16 protein-coding genes and 2 pseudogenes are annotated in these 17,224 nt (G+C 57.0%); all 18 read left to right on the top strand.

Annotated elements, in window-relative coordinates; all coding sequences use genetic code 11:
- Positions 1 to 5 precede the first annotated feature (5 nt).
- The 18 genes and pseudogenes from C4J91_RS10345 to traD all read left to right on the top strand — a co-directional run bounded on the left by C4J91_RS10345 (position 6) and on the right by traD (position 17,151).
- Entirely contained in the window at positions 6 to 1,592 is a 1,587-nt protein-coding gene (locus C4J91_RS10345; protein WP_124362212.1) for a ParB family protein, read from the top strand.
- A complete protein-coding gene (locus tag C4J91_RS10340) occupies positions 1,589 to 2,137 on the top strand; it encodes a DUF2857 domain-containing protein (protein ID WP_124362211.1) in 549 nt (182 codons plus the stop codon). Before C4J91_RS10345 ends, C4J91_RS10340 begins: the two co-directional genes overlap by 4 nt.
- The gene (locus C4J91_RS10335) at positions 2,134 to 3,321 is read left to right on the top strand and encodes an STY4528 family pathogenicity island replication protein (protein WP_124362210.1); all 1,188 of its coding nucleotides are present in this window, start codon (positions 2,134 to 2,136) and stop codon (positions 3,319 to 3,321) included. The genes C4J91_RS10340 and C4J91_RS10335 overlap by 4 nt, the downstream gene beginning before the upstream one ends.
- Positions 3,322 to 3,542: 221 nt before the next feature.
- The gene (locus C4J91_RS10330) at positions 3,543 to 4,298 is read left to right on the top strand and encodes a PFL_4669 family integrating conjugative element protein (RefSeq protein WP_124362209.1); all 756 of its coding nucleotides are present in this window, start codon (positions 3,543 to 3,545) and stop codon (positions 4,296 to 4,298) included.
- Positions 4,295 to 4,813, top strand: a complete 519-nt coding sequence (locus C4J91_RS10325) for a DUF3158 family protein (RefSeq protein WP_124362208.1) — start codon at positions 4,295 to 4,297, stop codon at positions 4,811 to 4,813. Before C4J91_RS10330 ends, C4J91_RS10325 begins: the two co-directional genes overlap by 4 nt.
- The gene (locus C4J91_RS10320) at positions 4,810 to 5,265 is read left to right on the top strand and encodes a single-stranded DNA-binding protein (protein ID WP_124362207.1); all 456 of its coding nucleotides are present in this window, start codon (positions 4,810 to 4,812) and stop codon (positions 5,263 to 5,265) included. The genes C4J91_RS10325 and C4J91_RS10320 overlap by 4 nt, the downstream gene beginning before the upstream one ends.
- Positions 5,266 to 5,492: 227 nt before the next feature.
- Positions 5,493 to 7,460, top strand: a complete 1,968-nt coding sequence (locus C4J91_RS10315; RefSeq protein WP_124362206.1) for a DNA topoisomerase III — start codon at positions 5,493 to 5,495, stop codon at positions 7,458 to 7,460.
- Between the two features lie 233 nt (positions 7,461 to 7,693).
- Positions 7,694 to 8,606: pseudogene (locus C4J91_RS10310) on the top strand (SGNH/GDSL hydrolase family protein).
- Between the two features lie 1,051 nt (positions 8,607 to 9,657).
- Entirely contained in the window at positions 9,658 to 10,239 is a 582-nt protein-coding gene (locus C4J91_RS10305; protein ID WP_124362205.1) for an STY4534 family ICE replication protein, read from the top strand.
- A gap of 69 nt (positions 10,240 to 10,308) precedes the next feature.
- Positions 10,309 to 10,566: a hypothetical protein gene (locus C4J91_RS27770; RefSeq protein WP_124362204.1), complete on the top strand. Its 258-nt coding sequence runs from the start codon at positions 10,309 to 10,311 to the stop codon at positions 10,564 to 10,566.
- Positions 10,567 to 10,667: 101 nt separating this feature from the next.
- The gene (locus tag C4J91_RS10295; RefSeq protein ID WP_124362203.1) at positions 10,668 to 11,162 is read left to right on the top strand and encodes a JAB domain-containing protein; all 495 of its coding nucleotides are present in this window, start codon (positions 10,668 to 10,670) and stop codon (positions 11,160 to 11,162) included.
- Between the two features lie 51 nt (positions 11,163 to 11,213).
- Positions 11,214 to 11,948: pseudogene (locus C4J91_RS10290) on the top strand (ABC transporter substrate-binding protein).
- A 106-nt stretch (positions 11,949 to 12,054) separates the two neighbouring features.
- On the top strand, positions 12,055 to 12,597 hold the full coding sequence (locus C4J91_RS10285; protein WP_124362202.1) for a PilL N-terminal domain-containing protein: 543 nt from the start codon (positions 12,055 to 12,057) through the stop codon (positions 12,595 to 12,597).
- Positions 12,594 to 13,265 carry a chemotaxis protein gene (locus C4J91_RS10280; protein ID WP_124362201.1) on the top strand — a complete coding sequence of 224 codons (672 nt, stop codon included), beginning with the start codon at positions 12,594 to 12,596 and terminating at the stop codon, positions 13,263 to 13,265. Before C4J91_RS10285 ends, C4J91_RS10280 begins: the two co-directional genes overlap by 4 nt.
- Before the next feature lie 9 nt (positions 13,266 to 13,274).
- The gene (locus tag C4J91_RS10275) at positions 13,275 to 13,994 is read left to right on the top strand and encodes a TIGR03759 family integrating conjugative element protein (RefSeq protein ID WP_124362200.1); all 720 of its coding nucleotides are present in this window, start codon (positions 13,275 to 13,277) and stop codon (positions 13,992 to 13,994) included.
- Positions 13,976 to 14,524 (top strand): lytic transglycosylase, encoded by a 549-nt coding sequence (locus tag C4J91_RS10270; protein WP_124362199.1) that lies wholly within the window; start codon positions 13,976 to 13,978, stop codon positions 14,522 to 14,524. Before C4J91_RS10275 ends, C4J91_RS10270 begins: the two co-directional genes overlap by 19 nt.
- Complete coding sequence (locus C4J91_RS10265) at positions 14,521 to 15,036, top strand: integrating conjugative element protein (protein WP_124362198.1); 516 nt, start codon at positions 14,521 to 14,523, stop codon at positions 15,034 to 15,036. Before C4J91_RS10270 ends, C4J91_RS10265 begins: the two co-directional genes overlap by 4 nt.
- Positions 15,037 to 15,045: 9 nt before the next feature.
- The gene (gene traD, locus C4J91_RS10260) at positions 15,046 to 17,151 is read left to right on the top strand and encodes a type IV conjugative transfer system coupling protein TraD (protein WP_124362197.1); all 2,106 of its coding nucleotides are present in this window, start codon (positions 15,046 to 15,048) and stop codon (positions 17,149 to 17,151) included.
- Positions 17,152 to 17,224: the final 73 nt, after the last annotated feature.

The following is a 17,224-nucleotide window of genomic DNA, read 5'->3' as shown; positions in this document are numbered from 1 at the left end:
TTCCGATGAAGAAGCTCAGTCAGGAGGAAATCACCGACAAGCTGCGCCAGGACCACTTCACTCAAGGTCCTGGACTGGAGCGACTGTCCGATCCAGTCATCGACACTCCCATGTTGGTCACTCTGGAACAGTTACGTCCCTACGAACACAACCCACGCTTCATACGTAACCCGCTTTATGACGATATCAAGGCATCGATCCGTGAACGCGGGCTGGATCAACCGCCACCGATTACCCGCCGGCCGGGTGAAACCTCTTTCATCATCCGCAACGGCGGTAATACGCGCTTGGCAATTCTCGGCGAGCTGTGGCAGGAAACTCGCGACGAGCGTTTCTTTCGGATCCACTGCCTGTTCCGACCTTGGAGCAATGAAATCACCGCCCTACTCGGTCATTTGGCTGAAAGCGATCTGCACGGTCAACTCACGTTCATCGAACGGGCTCTGGCGGTAGCCAAACTCAAAACCATGCTTGAGTCGGATGGCCCAGAGCTCTCACAACGGGAGCTGGCTCGACGCCTTGCCGCTGGAGGCTATCCGATTTCGCAGTCGCATATCAGCCGCATGCTAGACACCCTCGAACACTTATTACCCGCCATTCCACAAACTCTGTATGCCGGGTTGGGTAAGCCCCAGATAGAGCGTCTGATCGGTCTACGTAGTCAGGCTGAACGAACCTGGAACCGTTATCCAACTGCCACAGTTGCGTTTGGAGAGTTCTGGCTGGAAACCATGGGCTACTTCGATGGTGATCCTGACTCGTTTGATCTTGAGCAGATCCAGGACGAACTGCTCGAACGCATGAGCAGCTTGCTCGGACAGTCCTACCGTATGCTGGCCCTGGAGCTGAGCGATACCCAACGGGGCGCCCGCACGCCTGGGGCTATCGTCACCACGCCTTCAGAAAGCAGTCATCCGCCAAGCGAGCATGAAGCCGCGGCAGAACCGCCCTCCTCCGATGCGGAATCAAAATCAATCGAGGCCGAGAGCAGGATAGAGCCAATTTCAGAAGAACTGCTCGCAGAACCCGAAACAAATGCTTTACCAGCGGCCAGTCCTCGATCACGCGTTCAACAGATTCGTGAGCAAATCGATCGCGAGATAGCCACCGAAACGACGTCCCCAGTCGAAACCTGCCCAATCGACGACCTTTGGATCATCAAACCACTGATGGATACCCCCGAGCAACTGCGTTTAGCCATTGCCGGACTGGCTCGTGAAATGGCGGCCTATGCCGGAGATGCCGAGTGCATCATTGATCAAAAGCTTGGCTTGGGCTTCGCGTTGGACATTGAGCGACTCGATCTTTCAGCGCCTCGCTCGACCGGCGTTCACCTAATGCTCCTGGCCCTGCTACGTGCTCAAGACGAGGTGAACTGGGAAGATCGCAAGCAAATACCTTCCGCACTGTTCGGGCAACTGTTGTTAGGGGTCTATCAACTCCCTCTACCAGATCGACCAGTCACAGACGTGGGGCTGGAGCGACTGCCTGACAATCTGCTAATCAAACTGTTTCGCCTGATCCGCTTGGCCCGGAGACTAATCGACTTAACGCTCACCTCTGAAGAAAACTTACCGAAGGAGCTGAGATGAACCTGTCCTTCAATATGCTCAATCAAGCCATGCTAACCCAGGTACTGCACGAACTGCGCCTGGGCAACCTGCAACGCTGCAAGGCACTTGGACTGAGTGAGGATGACATTTTCTTGCTGCAATCCTTACCACCGACAACGCTATCGCGCCTAGCCCATGCCACTGTCCCTTGGCTTGAGGTCAAGATTGACTCGCCAGTGCTGCATCGATTGATCGAACAGGCTGACCGCGATGAACAGAACGAACGGTTGATCAACCGAGCGCTCAAACTCGGCGCCAGCAGCACCATCATGTACCAGTGCTTTGGCTTGGCGCATTCGGAAACCGCCATGCGCCGGCGTCTACTCAAGATAGAAACCCGTAAAGGCCGCCCCCAACATTTAAGCGAAGCGCAGGAGCATGCGTTGTGGCAACGCTGGTGCCAAATACGAACAGAGGACGGCACCGAGGATAAACTCGACGCCATGATGATGCTTGCCGAAGAACAGCAGATCAGCTTGACCATCGTTTGGCAGCAAATCGACCAGTACAGCACCAAAACATGAATGCTGTTCCTGCCAGTCGCTGGCAACGTGTCCTGCAGCAATGCACACAGCAGCTGCATGAACGCTGGCCAGCACGCCCTACCACTGAACAGCCCTCCAACCAGGCTCTACAGGCTGGCTTTCTGTTTAGTGGCCAATCACACGAAATCGTGCCACGTCGGCTGCTGTTGGATAATCGGCTGACGCCATTGGAGCGAAATGCCTGGCAGGTATTTCGACTCATGCTGCAAGGCCAGGGCGTGGTCACGCCGCGCTATGAGGATTTGCAGCCTTACCTCTCGAGCGTGCCCTACGGTGCGTCAGCCTCGCGTGAAACCATTGCTCGCGTGTTGACGATGCTCAGGCTCACTCGTTGGCTCAGCTTGGTTAGCCGCGGTCGCGATCAAATCAGCGGGCAGCTACAAGGTTCTTTGTATGTTCTGCACGATGAACCGTTAACCCCCGCCGAAGCCATGGAGCTCGATCAGGATTACCTAGAACTGGTCGGACATGCCCTCGGACATGCGACAAAGGCCGTGCGTATTGTCGCTCAGCACATTGTGGAGGAGGTTCGACAGGACACGAATATCGATCGGGGTCGGTTACCGACGCGGCTCGACAGCTGGGGCGAACAGTGGACGCAGCAAGGCTTGGATCAGCCGTCCGATGATGCATCCCACGATTCCGAACGGGGGGAAGATCACCACGTTCGGAATCGTGCAGGCCCTCGTTCGGATTCCGAATCAGGCTTGAGAGCTAACGTTTCCAGCACCGTTCGGAATCCGAACGCCGCCTGTACTGTATTAAAAGAAAGTAAATGTACAGTACCGCGCACGACCTCTAGTGTGGATAACCTGCACTGGCCCACTTCTCTGCACCTGAGCCCAAGCGAACGTCAGGCCGTCGCGGTGGCGCTGATCAAGCTCAACCCAGCGGATCAGCAGGCTGTGCTCAACGAGGTGGGAGCACGCTGTAAGGCCGGCGGTATCCGCAAGCCAGCGGCCTATCTGATGGGTCTGATCCAGCGTGCGCTGAAAGGCGACTTTCGTCCTTGGGCAAGTCAGGCCGAACCGTCACCCGTCGCAGAACTGCCCCCACCCGCTCCCTCGCGGCCGACTCGGAAAAAGGGCGAACCCGCATCAGCCCTCGCCCAAGCGTGTCTGAATGAGCTGCGCCAACTGCGTGGACGCGGTGGAACTCAATAGATTTGATGCCAGTGGCATCAAATCCATAGAGTCCCAATCTACGGAAATATCGGACCGAACCATGGAGCGTTTAGGGAAACGCCGGGACATTCTTCCAATAAACGTAGACGTCAGGAGTTTGCCCTCTCTCACCAAACCGAACAGACCGCGTTCAGCTTTTTGGCTGCCCTTGTTCCTCATCTATCGCAACGTCCCGTCCAAGCCTATGCGAGGACAACACCATGGCCGATCACTATCAACTCAATCTGGGTTCATTGCGCAGCAGCATCACCCTGACCCTGCATACCCACCATGCAGCACGTATCTGGCAAGGTCGAGCCGCACGCGAAGGCGTCCACTCGATCATGGGTATGGCCGGTTACATCAGTGTCACCAACCTTATCAAACAGACTGCGGCCCAGGACGATCCCTATGCCGATTGGGCCATCGTGCAACTCGAAGAAAAACTGATGCAGGCGAAAGCTGGGATGGGCGAACTGACCCAACAGCTGGACCGGATCAGGCGGGACCTGCCAACGCAGATCGACATGGGGGACAACCTCAACATCCACCCCGTCACTTTGCCGTTGTATATCGGCAGCCAACTGGGTTTTCTGGCGGTTTACCTGCTAACCGACTACGACACCCTGGTGCGTCGCACTCTATTGGCCCATCACACCGCCTTGATCGGCCGCATCGACATGGAAGCCTGGATCGACGACGGCGCACATCTGCTGCGCAGCCTGTTCGGTCAGGCACAGCGCTATCGGCATGCCGGCGTCACACGTGATGACATGGCGGCGAACAATGCTCGTGCCATTGCGGCCATCGAGAAGATGGGTTTGCCCCCAATGGACATCCTGGAGGGTCATCGCCGCTCCCAGTTCGCGCCGCCGATCATTCGCCGTGGTGCTGTGCCAGTGGATGACGCCGACGCGTTGGCAGAGGACGCGGAAGAACCGTCTGCGACAGTGGATGAGCCGGAGGACGAAGCATGAATCCCCTGACCTCGGCTCACCCAATGCCCTTCGACGCGTTGACACCGGATGCCTATCGACAGCTCGAACACGCAGCCTCCCTAAAAGGCCTTTTAAAACCTTTTAAGGGTAAGGGGGAGTTGGAGCACCTGGCGCAGGTGGCGAGGGAAATCGAGGCGCAGTTATGTCGCCTGATGGAGGCTGTGGTGCAGCAAGCCGGGCAGCCGCCGTATTCACTACTAGATATACGATTGGTACTGCAGAAGACCGGTGCTGGCACCACATTTTTGCGTTGGCGCACCCGTGATTTTGCTCGCATGGGTGTGGCGGTTTGGGAACGTCAGATCTCCAACAAAGCATTGCCGCAGATCGTACGAGATGAATTGCACCGTTTCGAATGCGCGCGTATCGCACTAAACCTTCAGATGAGTGTGGTGCATTCGCTCTACCGCCAGGCTACGACCTGCGCGATCAACATGGCCAGTGCCGAACAGTTGCTGCGCCAGTTCACACCCGCAGTGGAGGCAACACGATGAGTACTTTTTTCGTCGGCGAAGGCAATATCGGCAGTGCGCCAGAGTTCCAGGAGTTCGCCTCAGGCAATGACGAGCCACGGCGCTTGCTAAGGCTGAATGTGTACTTCGACAACCCCATCCCACGCGAGGGCAGCTATGAAGATCGGGGCGGCTATTGGGCGCCGGTTGAGCTCTGGCACCGTGAGGCTGAACACTGGAGCACGCTGTACCAGAAAGGCATGCGCGTGTTGGTCGAAGGTCGTACGGTGCGCGATGAGTGGGAGGACAGCGAAGACAATGCGCGGGTGACCTTCAAGATCGAGGCCCGTCGAGTCGGCATCCTGCCTCACCGGGTACAAAGCGTGGTCATGCGGGAACGCTCCAGTGAACCGACGGCCGCTCAAAATGCTGAGCAGGCCAGCTCGCCGACGTCGAAACCCAAGAAACACAGAGGGCAATCACCTAAGGCCTGACGACTTCAGGCATAAAAATTGCGCCTTTGCGCGAAGTTCCAGGCCTGCCATTGCTCGCGGCTCATGAAGCCCCCCACCCAGCTACGAACGCTCCAATAAGGTAGCAGCTTCAGCTCATTCAAGGCCGCCCTCACCGACTAATATGAGGAACCTGCCATTCAGGTTTCTCATATCTCGCCCCTGCTACTTCGAACAACGCTGCTCCGAACTCAATCCGGAGTAGATATATGCGCCTCTTCCTCTGCGAGAAACCTTCCCAGGGTCGTGACATCGCCAAGGTTATCGGAGCCACTCGGCGCGGTGATGGTTGCCTGATCGGCCCCGAGACAACTGTCACATGGTGTATCGGCCACCTACTGGAGACGGCCCCGCCTGAAGCCTACGGCACTCAGTACAAGAATTGGTCGTTGGATCATCTACCGATCATTCCGGCGCAGTGGCAAGTGGAGGTCAAACCCAAGACTGCCGCGCAGTTCAAAATCATAAAACGCCTGCTCAGCGAAGCTACCACCATTGTCATCGCAACCGACGCCGACCGCGAAGGTGAGATGATTGCACGCGAGTTGCTGGAGCTCTGCCAATATCGAGGCCCTGTTCAGCGCCTCTGGCTGTCCGCACTCAATGAGGCGTCGATTCGCAAAGCGCTGACCTCGCTGAAGTCGGGTCAGGAGACCTTCCCGCTCTATCACTCGGCCCTCGCCCGCAGCCGTGCCGACTGGCTGATCGGCATGAACCTCAGTCGTTTGTTTACCCTTCTTGGTCGGCGGGCGGGTTACGACGGTGTCTTGTCGGTTGGACGTGTCCAGACACCCACGTTACGTTTGGTGGTTGATCGTGATCGTGCGATTGCCAGCTTCGTTTCAATTTCTTACTGGGAAGTGGATGTGCACCTTTCCTCAAAAGGGCAACCATTCATCGCGTCGTGGCTACCACACCACTCCGCGCGAGATGATGCTGGTCGTTGCCTGCAACAGGCGCTTGCCCGTGAGACCGTCGAAGCAATTTCGGGTACCAAGACCGCGACAGTACTCTCTCTTCGAACTGAGCATTTCCGGGAAGCGCCGCCCCTGCCCTTCGACCTGAGTACTCTGCAAGAAGCCTGCTCACGCAAACTGGGACTCGGCGCTCAGGAAACCCTGAACATCGCTCAATCCCTGTATGAAACCCATAAAGCCACTAGCTATCCGCGCAGCGATTGTCGCTATCTGCTAGAGAGTATGTTCAACGAGGTATGCACAGTATTCGATGCCCTGCGCCAAACCGATCCCGCACTAAAGTCTGCGCTCGGAAACCTAGACCAATCCTTGCACTCACGAGCGTGGAACGATGCCAAGGTCACGGCTCACCACGCCATAATCCCTACCACCGAACCGGCAAATCTTGCGCGAATGTCGGAACACGAGCGCCACGTTTACGAACTTATCCGTGGCCACTACCTTGCGCAGTTTCTTCCGCATCATGAGTTTGATCGAACCCAAGTCGAACTGGAATGTGGCGAAGAACAGCTGACCGCTGTCGGCAAACAGATACTGGTTCAGGGATGGAAAGGCATACTCTCCGACTCTCCCAAGGATAATGAGCCGACGCATAAATCCCAAGTTTTACCCGGCTTGCAGCAGGGGACTCAGTGCGCCGTGGACGATGTCGAACTCAAGTCCATGCGCACTGCCGCTCCCAACCCTCTCACCGAGGGCGATCTGATCAAAGCGATGAAAAACGTGGCCAAACTGGTCAGCGACCCACGCCTGAAACAGAAACTTCGGGACACCACCGGTATCGGTACTGAAGCTACACGCGCCGGGATTATCAAAGGGTTGATTGATCGCGGATATTTGCTCAAGAAAAAACGCACCTTAATGGCCTCCGCCGCGGCCCATACCTTAATAGAGGCGGTACCCGTTGCAGTTACGGATCCAGGTATGACCGCGATCTGGGAGCAGGCTCTGGATGAAATCGAGGCGGGACGTCTAAGCCTCGATGCGTTCGTCGCCAAGCAGGCGAGTTGGATTGCACAGTTGATCGCAAATTGCAGCTCCCTTACGTTAGCGTTGCCTGTTGAAGCCGGTCCAACCTGCCCCATATGCAACGCCTCCATGTGTAAGCGAAAAGGGAAAACAGGGCCGTTCTGGTCATGCTCAGACTATCCGGACTGCAAGGGCACAATGCCAACCAGCAAAAGCACGCGTCGTACATAACGCACTTTACTGATCACGCGAATTGCCGGTCGAAACCCATATCTGCTCCAGTTCATTAAACGCTTTCAGGTGAGCAGAATCTTCTTTGAGCCGATAGACAGCCTTGTCGCTACCCGCCAACACCAGTCGCGAACAGGACAGTCTTTGCGCACATGGCTAAACATACGTCGCAACCGTGGCAAGGAAAGAATGTCGCCGCCGGTAGTCTGAGGCGATAACCAGGGAGACTTTCAATGACTCGACGCGCTCGCTTAGCCGCTCTATTGACACTAACTGCATCAACCGCCTTTGGCGCCCCTAGCTACGATCATCTCTATGCTTTCGGTGACAGCTACTCTGACAATGGTGCGGGTCAAACCTTCACTAGCCAATTGGCCACGCAGAAGGTCAAAGATGCGCAGGAGTTACCCGGTGCGTTGTATTGGAAGGGGCGCTGGAGCAATGGCCCTACCGCCGTCGAGGACTTGGCTCTCGCCTTGAAAACCCCCTTGACTGACTACGGGATTGGCGGTGCCAAGAGCGGCAACGGCAACTACTATGCCTGGATGGAGCAATATCGCGACACTGGGATTTTCGGTCAAATCTCCGATCATCTGAAAGCCGCTAAAACACACAAAGCGGATCCAAATTCGCTCTATTTCATTTTCATCTCAGCCAACGACTTTTTTGAATGGGCCGACTTCTCGCACCCAGAGTCGATTGACGTGTTAAGCCAGAACAGTGTGGCGAACATACAGAGGGCCGCCGAGACGCTGATTGCAGCAGGCGCCAAGCACATGATGGTCGTGGGAACTACAGATTTGAGTCATGTGCCGGCTGTGGTGCAGGGCAATCAAGTCAAGAGCGCAACAGAATACCAACAGATACTCGAACAAAAACTGCCAAACGTGCTAACAACACTGGCTAAAACCCATCATGTCAGTATTAGTTACTTTGACCACCTGGCCTTCAGCGACAAGCTTCGCGCGGCGCCCGATGTTGCGGGTTTTAAGGATCTGGATACCCCGTGCCAAGCCACCTATCCGGCCGTCAAGCCCGTGTGTAAAAATCCAGATGCCCACTACTACTGGGATGAATGGCACCCGACCCGCAAAGTCCACTCTGGCCGCCGAGGCGATGCTTGAAACGTTAAAAGCTAGTCGCTGAGGTTTCTATCAGGTTGTAGCCAGCGATCTGGCTCAGGGGTGCGCGCGCAAATCATGGCCAAGGCAGGGATGGACAGTCAGTCTGGGGCTATCTGCCCCTCGCGCTTCTGATCTGGACGCTATCGGGTAAACTCCGCGGAAACCCTTGCGCTTAGCGTTGAGATCTAGAAGGTGTGTTCGTCGGACGATTACGCCTTGACGTCAGCCTTCCCGGTCTGCTGTAGTGCCTTCGGATGATCGCTAACAGCAACCCAAGACCGATACGCTCCGGGTAGCTCGGTCGGACTCCCGGAGTTCGGAGCCTCCTCTTCTGCGGGATCTCGTTCCCGTTTTGTGCTCGACCTGATTGTGGTGGCGGATGACCACTGTTGCCTCTACCCGGCAATAGCGGTCATCCGCTTCGGCGATCGTATTCAGTCCCGGAGCCCACCGGGGAAACAAGGGGCACCCTTTGTGCGCGGATGCGTGCCAGCATGTTCCGACCCAGGCCACGACAAGGGTCGGTTGGCGAATCATTGCGCAGTTCAACCAAGTTTTGCGAGGAGCTTGTCGACTGCGTAAGACCGTCAAAGGTGGTTTTTCTCTTCCTCGCCTGGCACACCGCCAGGCCCACTCTTCTTTTTTTTCATTTTCTTAACTCCAGTGGCTACCACCGTATTCCGGCCTTAAAAAATCGGGTTGTAGCGTCTTGACGCTCCCCGGTGACAGGCTTATACAAAGGGCGTGGTTCGCTGTCGTTGACAGCCCAGGTAGCCAAAACCTTCAAGGCTACGCCACGTTCGTGGTGGTTTACCCAAGTGCGATCAGCGTTCGGAAGCTCGCGCGGTTGCCGCTTAAGCGGTAATGAATGCCGACTACTCCATGCCTGCGGGTTACCACTGCAGACTCTCCTCTGCTGCACAGCTACTCACCCAGAAGCTTCATTCTGATGGTCATCGGCTTGCCGGTGGCGAGTCGTTCATCGCTCGCCTTCATCTTACCCACCCTGACGGGGCTCACTTCCCTGCCAGGGACTGTGCGTCGCCGTTTTCCCTTGAAACAGGAGAACCACCATGGCCTACGCCAACCAATCCCAAGAAGCGACCTCTTACTTCAATCTGCACACCGTCGGTATTGGCTACCTCAACCGTGTTCGTGAAGTACAGGTCCGCCGCGGTCAGCCATTCATGGCCTGCGATATCGCAGCCTTGCATGGTGCCTCCGATGCAGTGGAGTACACCCGCTTTGATTGCAAAGTCGCTGGTGGCGAAGCTGACCGCTTGATTCGTCTCTATATGGACGCCGTCAGAGCCGAGAAAAAGGTCTTGCTGTCGTTCCGTATTGGTGACCTGTGGATCGACCCATTTCTCTATGAGAAAGGCGATAAACAAGGCCAACCTGGCGCCAGCCTGAAAGGTCGTTTGCTGTTCATCGACTGGATCAAGGTCAATGGCAAATTCGAATACAAAGCGCCCGCCAGGCAGGAAGCAACAGCACCTGCTGAGCCAGCGCCGATCAATGAACCCTCTCCAACGTCGGCTGATGCCGAAGCTGAGGATACCGACAACCCTACAGAGCCCAGGATTGAACCTGAAGCTCCAACCACTCCCCGCACGGCCCGCCGTGTCGCCACACGTGCTGTTCAGTCCGCCTGAACAATCCATGATGTTTTACATCAAGGCGCTCAATCGGGCGCCTTTTTTCTACCAGCACAGTAGACCAATATGGAATGCTTCTGGCTTTGCAACGACTGCCTGTTCGGTGCGGCTTACGAGGACTACAGCACGTTATCGCTGTATCACTCGCCGGATGAGATCGAACAAGGCATCGCCGCGATACATCGTGGGCTGGTTCGCTTAATGCCCATCAGTGCCGACTTCGATCCCGAAACCGGCTGGGGCATAAGGGCCTTTTCTCCGTTGCCTTGCGACAGTTGTGGTTCACCTATGCACGGTCAACGCCACCGATACACTCGGCTGTAAACCCTGCATCACCTGCAAACGCCTGCAACTCCACACCCACCCTGGGGATTCCACTCCCCTTGGGCGTGTCCCCCCTGATTATTCCCTTCGGAGGTAGCGCCATGAGCCCCCAACTCACACTGATTGAGACCTCGGATTTCGAGGCTGATCGCATTGTCCAAGAAAACCAGCTGATCGACGAAGCGCTGCATATTCTGGATCGTCGACTGTTCAACCGCGGTCCTAACCTGACCGCTCCTGATACCGTGGCGGCTTACCTAAAATTGCACCTTGCGCAGCAAGAGCATGAAGTCTTTGGTGTGGTTTTTTTTGATGCCCAGCACCGGGTGCTGGCGTTCGAAATCCTCTTTCACGGCAGCATTGATGGCGCCAGCGTTTACCCCCGCCAAGTCGTTAAGCGCTCCCTCGCGCATAACGCTGCGGCCGCCATTTTTGTTCACAACCACCCCTCGGGGTGTACGGAACCCAGCCAGGCGGATCGCGTCTTGACCGCTCGGCTGAAAGAGGCCTTAGCCTTGATCGACGTGTGCGTACTGGATCACTTCATCGTGGGTGAAGGTCGCCCGCTCTCCCTTGCCGAATACGGCTGGCTTTAAACCTCACAGGCGACTACGGGCGCCTTGTTTATTTCAATTCTGGAGACCCTCATGAACCAAACCCTAGCCCTGCTCCCAGCTTCAAACCCATTTGCTCGCGGTTATGACAACTTGCATATCGAACGGCTGCTACTGATCACCTACGAAAACAACTACCCTCCCTGCTTTCCTCCCCTGCACACTCACAGGTCCATCTGCCCGACGATGAACTGCAGCTGTTCCCCTGCATCTTCAATGATTATTTCGCCTCGGTCAGCGAAGGTCAATCCATACCGGATGAGTTGGATGAACGCTGTCAGTCCACCGAGCTGGTGCGCCAAGTGATCTATGCCGTGGGGCGAAATGCTCAACGAGCGGCATCATGTCGGCGATCTGTACTCCCTGGAAGATGCCCAAGCCGTGATCCGTCGCTTGAGCTTCGAGACAGGACACTACAGTCGAACCTGGGAGATCAGTACCGCACACCTCACTGAAGAAGCATTGCGTTACTTGGAGCGCCGGACAGGCAATTTCGACTCCAGCCCAACCGGTCTGCTGTTCGAACCCTTTGCCCTGAAGGACTGCAATGGCGTCGGGTGTAAGCTGACCGGCACGCCCTGGACCGACGATAACCTGGTCAAAATCGAGGGCTGTTCTTACTCATCGCTGAGGCAAGAGCAACTCGATGCCAGTACGCCGGCAGTCTTGGTCAACGTACTGTATCTGGCGGCATTGGCGGATGTGCGCTTGTTGAATTTCGACCCCGACGCTGCCGTCTTGGACACGCTCGCCATTTTTGATGAATAGCAACGCGTTCAGCGTTAAGACGGCCCTCCTTGAATCGACTTTCTCACTGAATCGCTCCTTCACCTCATGTCAGGTTCTGCACTGAATCTGACATGAGGTTTTTTTCATGGAGCGTTTTTTTACGCCTGTCTGCCTGCTGGTTTTTTTGAGTGCCTGCAGCGCGCAAATCCCCACCCCATTGCCGACTAATCCAAAGATCGACAGTGGTTCCAATCGGACCCAGTTATCAAGGACCCCAGCCGATGCAAGCCATCCGGCGGAAATCCGTTATGGTCGCTATACGCTGGTGAGCACCGAGCCCACCACGGAGCAACGTGATCTTCTCGCTCAAATCATTGATGTGAACATACCGTCCAACTTTAATCCCTCGGTACAGGAGGCGATGCACTACGTGCTGCAGCGCTCGGGTTATTCGCTCTGCCCTGCCACCGAACCAGTAAAGACACTTTTCACTCGACCTCTGCCTGCAGCCCATTACCGGCTCGGCCCGGTTCCGTTACGCAGCGCACTACAGGTATTGGCTGGCTCCGCCTGGCAACTCACGACCGATGAGGTCAGCCGTTCGGTCTGCTTCGAACAGCAGAAAGCTGATGTCGGCATCGTGCCGGCTAAACCAGACTCGTCCCATCAGACGGAGGCACGGCCATGAAAGCCTTGACGTTTCAAACCCTCATTGTCGGCTTACTTTGCCTGGCGGTCTCCGGGCTGAGTGGTGGTTTGTATAACCAGTATCAACGCGTGACCGAGCTGGGAAATGCGAACGCCCAACACCTACAGATCCTGCAAACCTTGCAACGTGATTCGAGCGATCTCAAAGACGCGCAGGAGAAGCTGCAGCATGCACTGAAGGACCTGAAGCAGATGGTGGATTCCGGTGAACAACAGGCCAACACACTTGACCCGATGTTGGATCAATGGGCACAAGAGATACAGGAGCTACGCGACGGTCTGGCAGACCGAGCCACCACAGCCGACATGAACGCGCTACGCGCACGACTTGAGCACGTCGAGCAGCAACTCCTGGACCTCAAGCCACAGCCAACACTTCCTCCACCGACATCTTCCCCGGCCAAACCGAAGAAAACCTCTCGCCCCAAGTCTGTACCGCTCCCGCCGCCATTCTCAGTGTTGAGTGTCGAGTCCCGTGGTGGCGAGCGCTTTCTGGCGGTCGCGCCTCCTGATAGTCGCTCGCTCAACGATACCCGGTTGCTGCACACCGGCGAGCAGCTTGGCACATGGCGACTGAAAGTGCTGGAGCCGAAGGCGGCCATCTTCGCAGTGGCTGCTCAGCCAGACCAGACAGTGCAACTCCCTTGAGAAGCGATCATGAACAGAGCCTCACTACTCCCCATCGTCTGTCTCGCTTCGCTACTGGCCATAGGCGCTGCGATGGGCAACCCCGTCACGACACCGTCAAGGAACCAGGACACGCAGGTCGCGCCCTTGGGGCGCTCTGACTCTGAACAGGCAGCGAGTTGGGGCCTGACCGAGCAGGAATGGACACGCTTCGAACAGATCCAAGCCGGTCCACGCGGTTTCTGGAGCCCGAACCTCGATCCGTTAACCGCCCTCGGGGTTGAGTCCAAGACCGACCAAGAGCGCCAGCGATATGCCGAATTACAGGTAGCACTGGAAGCCAAGCGCGCCGAGCGTGAATTGGCCTACCAAAACGCTTACACAGCGGCCTGGGCCAAGCTGTTTCCGGGGCTGTTGCCGGTTCAGGGTATGGCATCCCCGCCCTCGTCTAGCTCACCGGTAGAGCCGCGCCGAGCTCTGTTTGTCGAAGATCACTGCTCTGCGTGCACCGCCGAAGCACAGCGTCTGCAAAGCAGTGATACGGCGTTCGATATCTACCTGGTGGGCAGCCAAGGCGAGGATGAACGCGTCCGCAGCTGGGCTCGGCAAGCGGACATTGATCCGGCCAAGGTTCAACGCCGGCAGATCACCCTGAACCATGACCGTGGTCGCTGGTTCAGCCTGGGCGCCCCAAGACCATTACCCGTCACATTTCAACAGGTGAATGGACAATGGCAAAGTCTCGATTGATTGCTATTGCGCTCCAACTGGCAGTGCACGCGGTTCGGGCTGACGAACTTCCGCCTCCGGCTTATCAACTGGCGGCGCATGATGCCGACATCCCGTCTACGGTGTTGTTCGCGATTGCCTTACAGGAGAGCGGTATTCGCGTCCGTGGTCGACTGCTGCCGTGGCCGTGGACCCTAAATATAGCCGGAACACCCTACCGTTTCGCCACTCGCCAGGCCGCATGTCACGCCTTGCTCCAGGCGCTCAAACAATATGACGCTAAACGGGTCGACGCCGGACTTGGGCAAACCAACCTGGGTTATCACGGACAACGTTTTTCCAGTCCCTGCGAAGCTCTCGAACCCTACCGCAATCTGGCTGTGACTGCCGCCCTGCTGCAAGAGCATCACGCGGTCACCGGTGATTGGGTTTCAGCCGCTGGGCGTTATCACCGCCCTAGGGGAGGTTTACCCGCAGCGCGTTACCGCGATGGATTCTCCCGGCAACTCGCACGGCTACAAGCTTCCGCTGAACAAGGCACACCACCATGAAACGAATTCCTATTACCTATTACTTCTCCCTGCTCTTGGCTGCTTTCGCCCAGTCGAAACAATCCGTTGCAGAGGACCAGTTTGGCGGCTTCAACCGTCCCCATTTTCAAGTTGCCAGGCCGCCCATGAACAACAATCTCCAGCCTGGTCGCGCCATGCATGCGGACTTATCCACGTTTGCCGATGAAACCTGGATATTACCCGTTCGCAGCGCTCACTTGAGCCCCGGCCAAATCACGTCTCGCGCCCTAAACATGCCAGGCTTACGGCCATTTTTCCTGGTGGGTGAGGATACCCACTCACTGGCTTGGTTGCGTCAACGCGCGCCTGAACTGCAGGAAATGGGCGCAGCCGGTCTAGCGGTTGAAGTAACCGATACCGAAGCTTTGTCCCGGATTCGAGCCGCCGCGCCGGGCATCACCATCCTGCCGGTCAACGGTAACGACATCGCCACCCGCTTGCAGATCGAGCACTACCCCGTCTTGATCACCGCCACCTCACTGGAACAGTGAGTCCAGGTCATGGCCGAGCATGCGATGGAGTCCAAGCTCCGACCGGCGGTGGAGTTGTACACCGTAGCGATCTGCATCGCCGCCGCGGTGTTGTGCGTGTACTCGCCCTGGGCTGTGGCCCTGTCACCCGAGATCGGGCTGGTTGCGGCGCTGGCCTATACACTATTCGGCCTGATACGCCTGCGACAAGCATGGGAGGTACTGCGCTATCGGCGCAATATTCGCAGACTGCCCCGATACGAACTGACTAGTGGGGAAATCCCGGTCAGCCGCAAGCGTCTGTTTATGGGCAGAGGATTTCGCTGGACGCGCCTGCACACCCAGCGCTTGGTCGAGGCTCAGGATCCAGCGGTCGCCCATTATGTCGACCAACCAGCCCGTTATCGCCTAGCCCGTGGACTCGAACGGTCCCTTGAGCAGGCACCGTTTCCGCTCTCGACATTGGCCCGTGTCACTGCCTGGGACAGTGCCTTCAATCCATTGCGCCCTTTACCTCCGGTAGGAGGCTCACCGCTGCTGCATGGGGTCGAGCCCGATGAAACGGAAGTCAGTCTACCTCTGGGCGAACGGGTCGGTCACACCCTGGTGCTGGGCACGACCCGCGTCGGCAAGACGCGACTCGCCGAGGTATACATCACTCAAGACATTCACCGCGTTGAACATGAGGTAGTGATTGTCTTCGACCCGAAGGGCGATGCCGACTTGCTCAAGCGCATGTACGTCGAAGCCAAACACGCCGGTCGGGAGAAAGAGTTTTATGTCTTCCATCTTGGCTGGCCAGAAATCTCCGCGCGCTACAACGCGGTGGGACGTTTCGGGCGCATCTCGGAAGTGGCGTCGCGCATCGCCGGGCAGCTCAGCGGTGAAGGCAACTCGGCGGCCTTCCGTGAGTTCGCCTGGCGTTTCGTCAACATCATAGCTCGCGCTCTGATCGAGCTGGGCCGGCGCCCGGACTACCTGCAGATCCAGCGACATGTGGTTAACATCGACGCCCTGTTCATCGAGTACGCCCAGCAGTTTTTCGCCAAGACCGACCCGAAGGCGTGGGAAGTGATCGTCCAGCTCGAAGGCAAGCTCACAGAGAAGAACATTCCCCGGCATATGATAGGACGCGAAAAGCGGGTGGTGGCCATCGAGCAATACCTGGCGGTGAAGCGTGTATTTGATCCGGTAATGGACGGACTGCGTTCGGCGGTGCGCTACGACCGCACTTACTTCGACAAAATCGTGGCCTCGCTACTGCCGCTGCTGGAGAAACTCACCACCGGCAAGACCGCTCAGTTACTGGCTCCCAACTACACCGACCTGGATGACCCGCGGCCGATCTTCGACTGGATGCAGATCATCCGAAAACGCGGCATCGTCTACGTTGGCCTGGATGCGCTGACTGATGCCGAAGTGGCCGCCGCCGTGGGCAATTCAATGTTCGCCGACTTGGTCTCGGTCGCGGGACATATCTACAAACATGGCATTGACCATGGGCTGCCTCAATCTGGCAACGCTGGTGACAAACTGCCAATCAACCTGCATGCCGATGAGTTCAACGAGTTGATGGGCGATGAGTTCATTCCGCTGATCAACAAGGGGGGCGGTGCCGGTATCCAGGTAACCGCCTACACCCAAACCCTCAGCGACATCGAAGCACGTATCGGCAACCGCGCCAAGGCCGGCCAGGTGGTCGGCAATTTCAACACCCTACAGATGCTACGGGTACGCGAAACCGCGACCGCGGAACTGCTCACCCAGCAGTTGCCCAAGGTTAATGTGCTGACCAAGACCCTGGTCTCGGGTGCGACCGACACCTCCGATCCGGGGGCCAACACGGACTTCACCTCGTCCTCACAGGACCGTGTCAGCAGCACCAGTGTGCCGCTGATCGAGCCAGCACACATCGTTAGTTTGCCCAAAGGGCAGATGTTCTCCTTCCAGGCCGGTGGCCAGCTCTGGAAAGTTCGTATGCCGTTACCGAAACCTTCTAACGACGACGCCATGCCCAAGGACCTGCAGGAGCTCACTCAGATGATGCGGGCGACTTACAACCAGCAGGCGGGTCAATGGTGGAGGGCTAGCGGTGGTGGCCCGACTACAAACTTCGATTTGGATCAGGTGGGCTAGCCCGGTCTCACCACAGGAGTCGATGCAGCAGCAAGCTATTCAGAAAGTTTCGTGACGATACCAAATGCAAAGC

Origin of the sequence: Pseudomonas sp. R3-52-08 (assembly GCF_003851745.1) — a bacterium.
Taxonomy (GTDB): domain Bacteria; phylum Pseudomonadota; class Gammaproteobacteria; order Pseudomonadales; family Pseudomonadaceae; genus Aquipseudomonas.
The sequence above is the reverse complement of the archived record's forward strand: the minus strand, read 5'-3'. Positions and strand labels throughout refer to the sequence as shown.

Excerpts from the sequence above, each read along its gene's own strand:
- C4J91_RS10345 (WP_124362212.1), top strand. The coding sequence starts at position 6 with ATGAAGAAGCTCAGTCAGGAGGAAATCACCGACAAGCTGCGCCAGGAC.
- C4J91_RS10265 (WP_124362198.1), top strand. The coding sequence starts at position 14,521 with ATGAAACGAATTCCTATTACCTATTACTTCTCCCTGCTCTTGGCTGCT.
- C4J91_RS10275 (WP_124362200.1), top strand. The coding sequence starts at position 13,275 with ATGAACAGAGCCTCACTACTCCCCATCGTCTGTCTCGCTTCGCTACTG.
- C4J91_RS10335 (WP_124362210.1), top strand. The coding sequence starts at position 2,134 with ATGAATGCTGTTCCTGCCAGTCGCTGGCAACGTGTCCTGCAGCAATGC.
- C4J91_RS10330 (WP_124362209.1), top strand. The coding sequence starts at position 3,543 with ATGGCCGATCACTATCAACTCAATCTGGGTTCATTGCGCAGCAGCATC.
- C4J91_RS10315 (WP_124362206.1), top strand. The coding sequence starts at position 5,493 with ATGCGCCTCTTCCTCTGCGAGAAACCTTCCCAGGGTCGTGACATCGCC.
- C4J91_RS10340 (WP_124362211.1), top strand. The coding sequence starts at position 1,589 with ATGAACCTGTCCTTCAATATGCTCAATCAAGCCATGCTAACCCAGGTA.
- C4J91_RS10270 (WP_124362199.1), top strand. The coding sequence starts at position 13,976 with ATGGCAAAGTCTCGATTGATTGCTATTGCGCTCCAACTGGCAGTGCAC.
- C4J91_RS10320 (WP_124362207.1), top strand. The coding sequence starts at position 4,810 with ATGAGTACTTTTTTCGTCGGCGAAGGCAATATCGGCAGTGCGCCAGAG.
- C4J91_RS10280 (WP_124362201.1), top strand. The coding sequence starts at position 12,594 with ATGAAAGCCTTGACGTTTCAAACCCTCATTGTCGGCTTACTTTGCCTG.
- C4J91_RS27770 (WP_124362204.1), top strand. The coding sequence starts at position 10,309 with ATGGAATGCTTCTGGCTTTGCAACGACTGCCTGTTCGGTGCGGCTTAC.
- traD (WP_124362197.1), top strand. The coding sequence starts at position 15,046 with ATGGCCGAGCATGCGATGGAGTCCAAGCTCCGACCGGCGGTGGAGTTG.
- C4J91_RS10305 (WP_124362205.1), top strand. The coding sequence starts at position 9,658 with ATGGCCTACGCCAACCAATCCCAAGAAGCGACCTCTTACTTCAATCTG.
- C4J91_RS10325 (WP_124362208.1), top strand. The coding sequence starts at position 4,295 with ATGAATCCCCTGACCTCGGCTCACCCAATGCCCTTCGACGCGTTGACA.
- C4J91_RS10295 (WP_124362203.1), top strand. The coding sequence starts at position 10,668 with ATGAGCCCCCAACTCACACTGATTGAGACCTCGGATTTCGAGGCTGAT.
- C4J91_RS10285 (WP_124362202.1), top strand. The coding sequence starts at position 12,055 with ATGGAGCGTTTTTTTACGCCTGTCTGCCTGCTGGTTTTTTTGAGTGCC.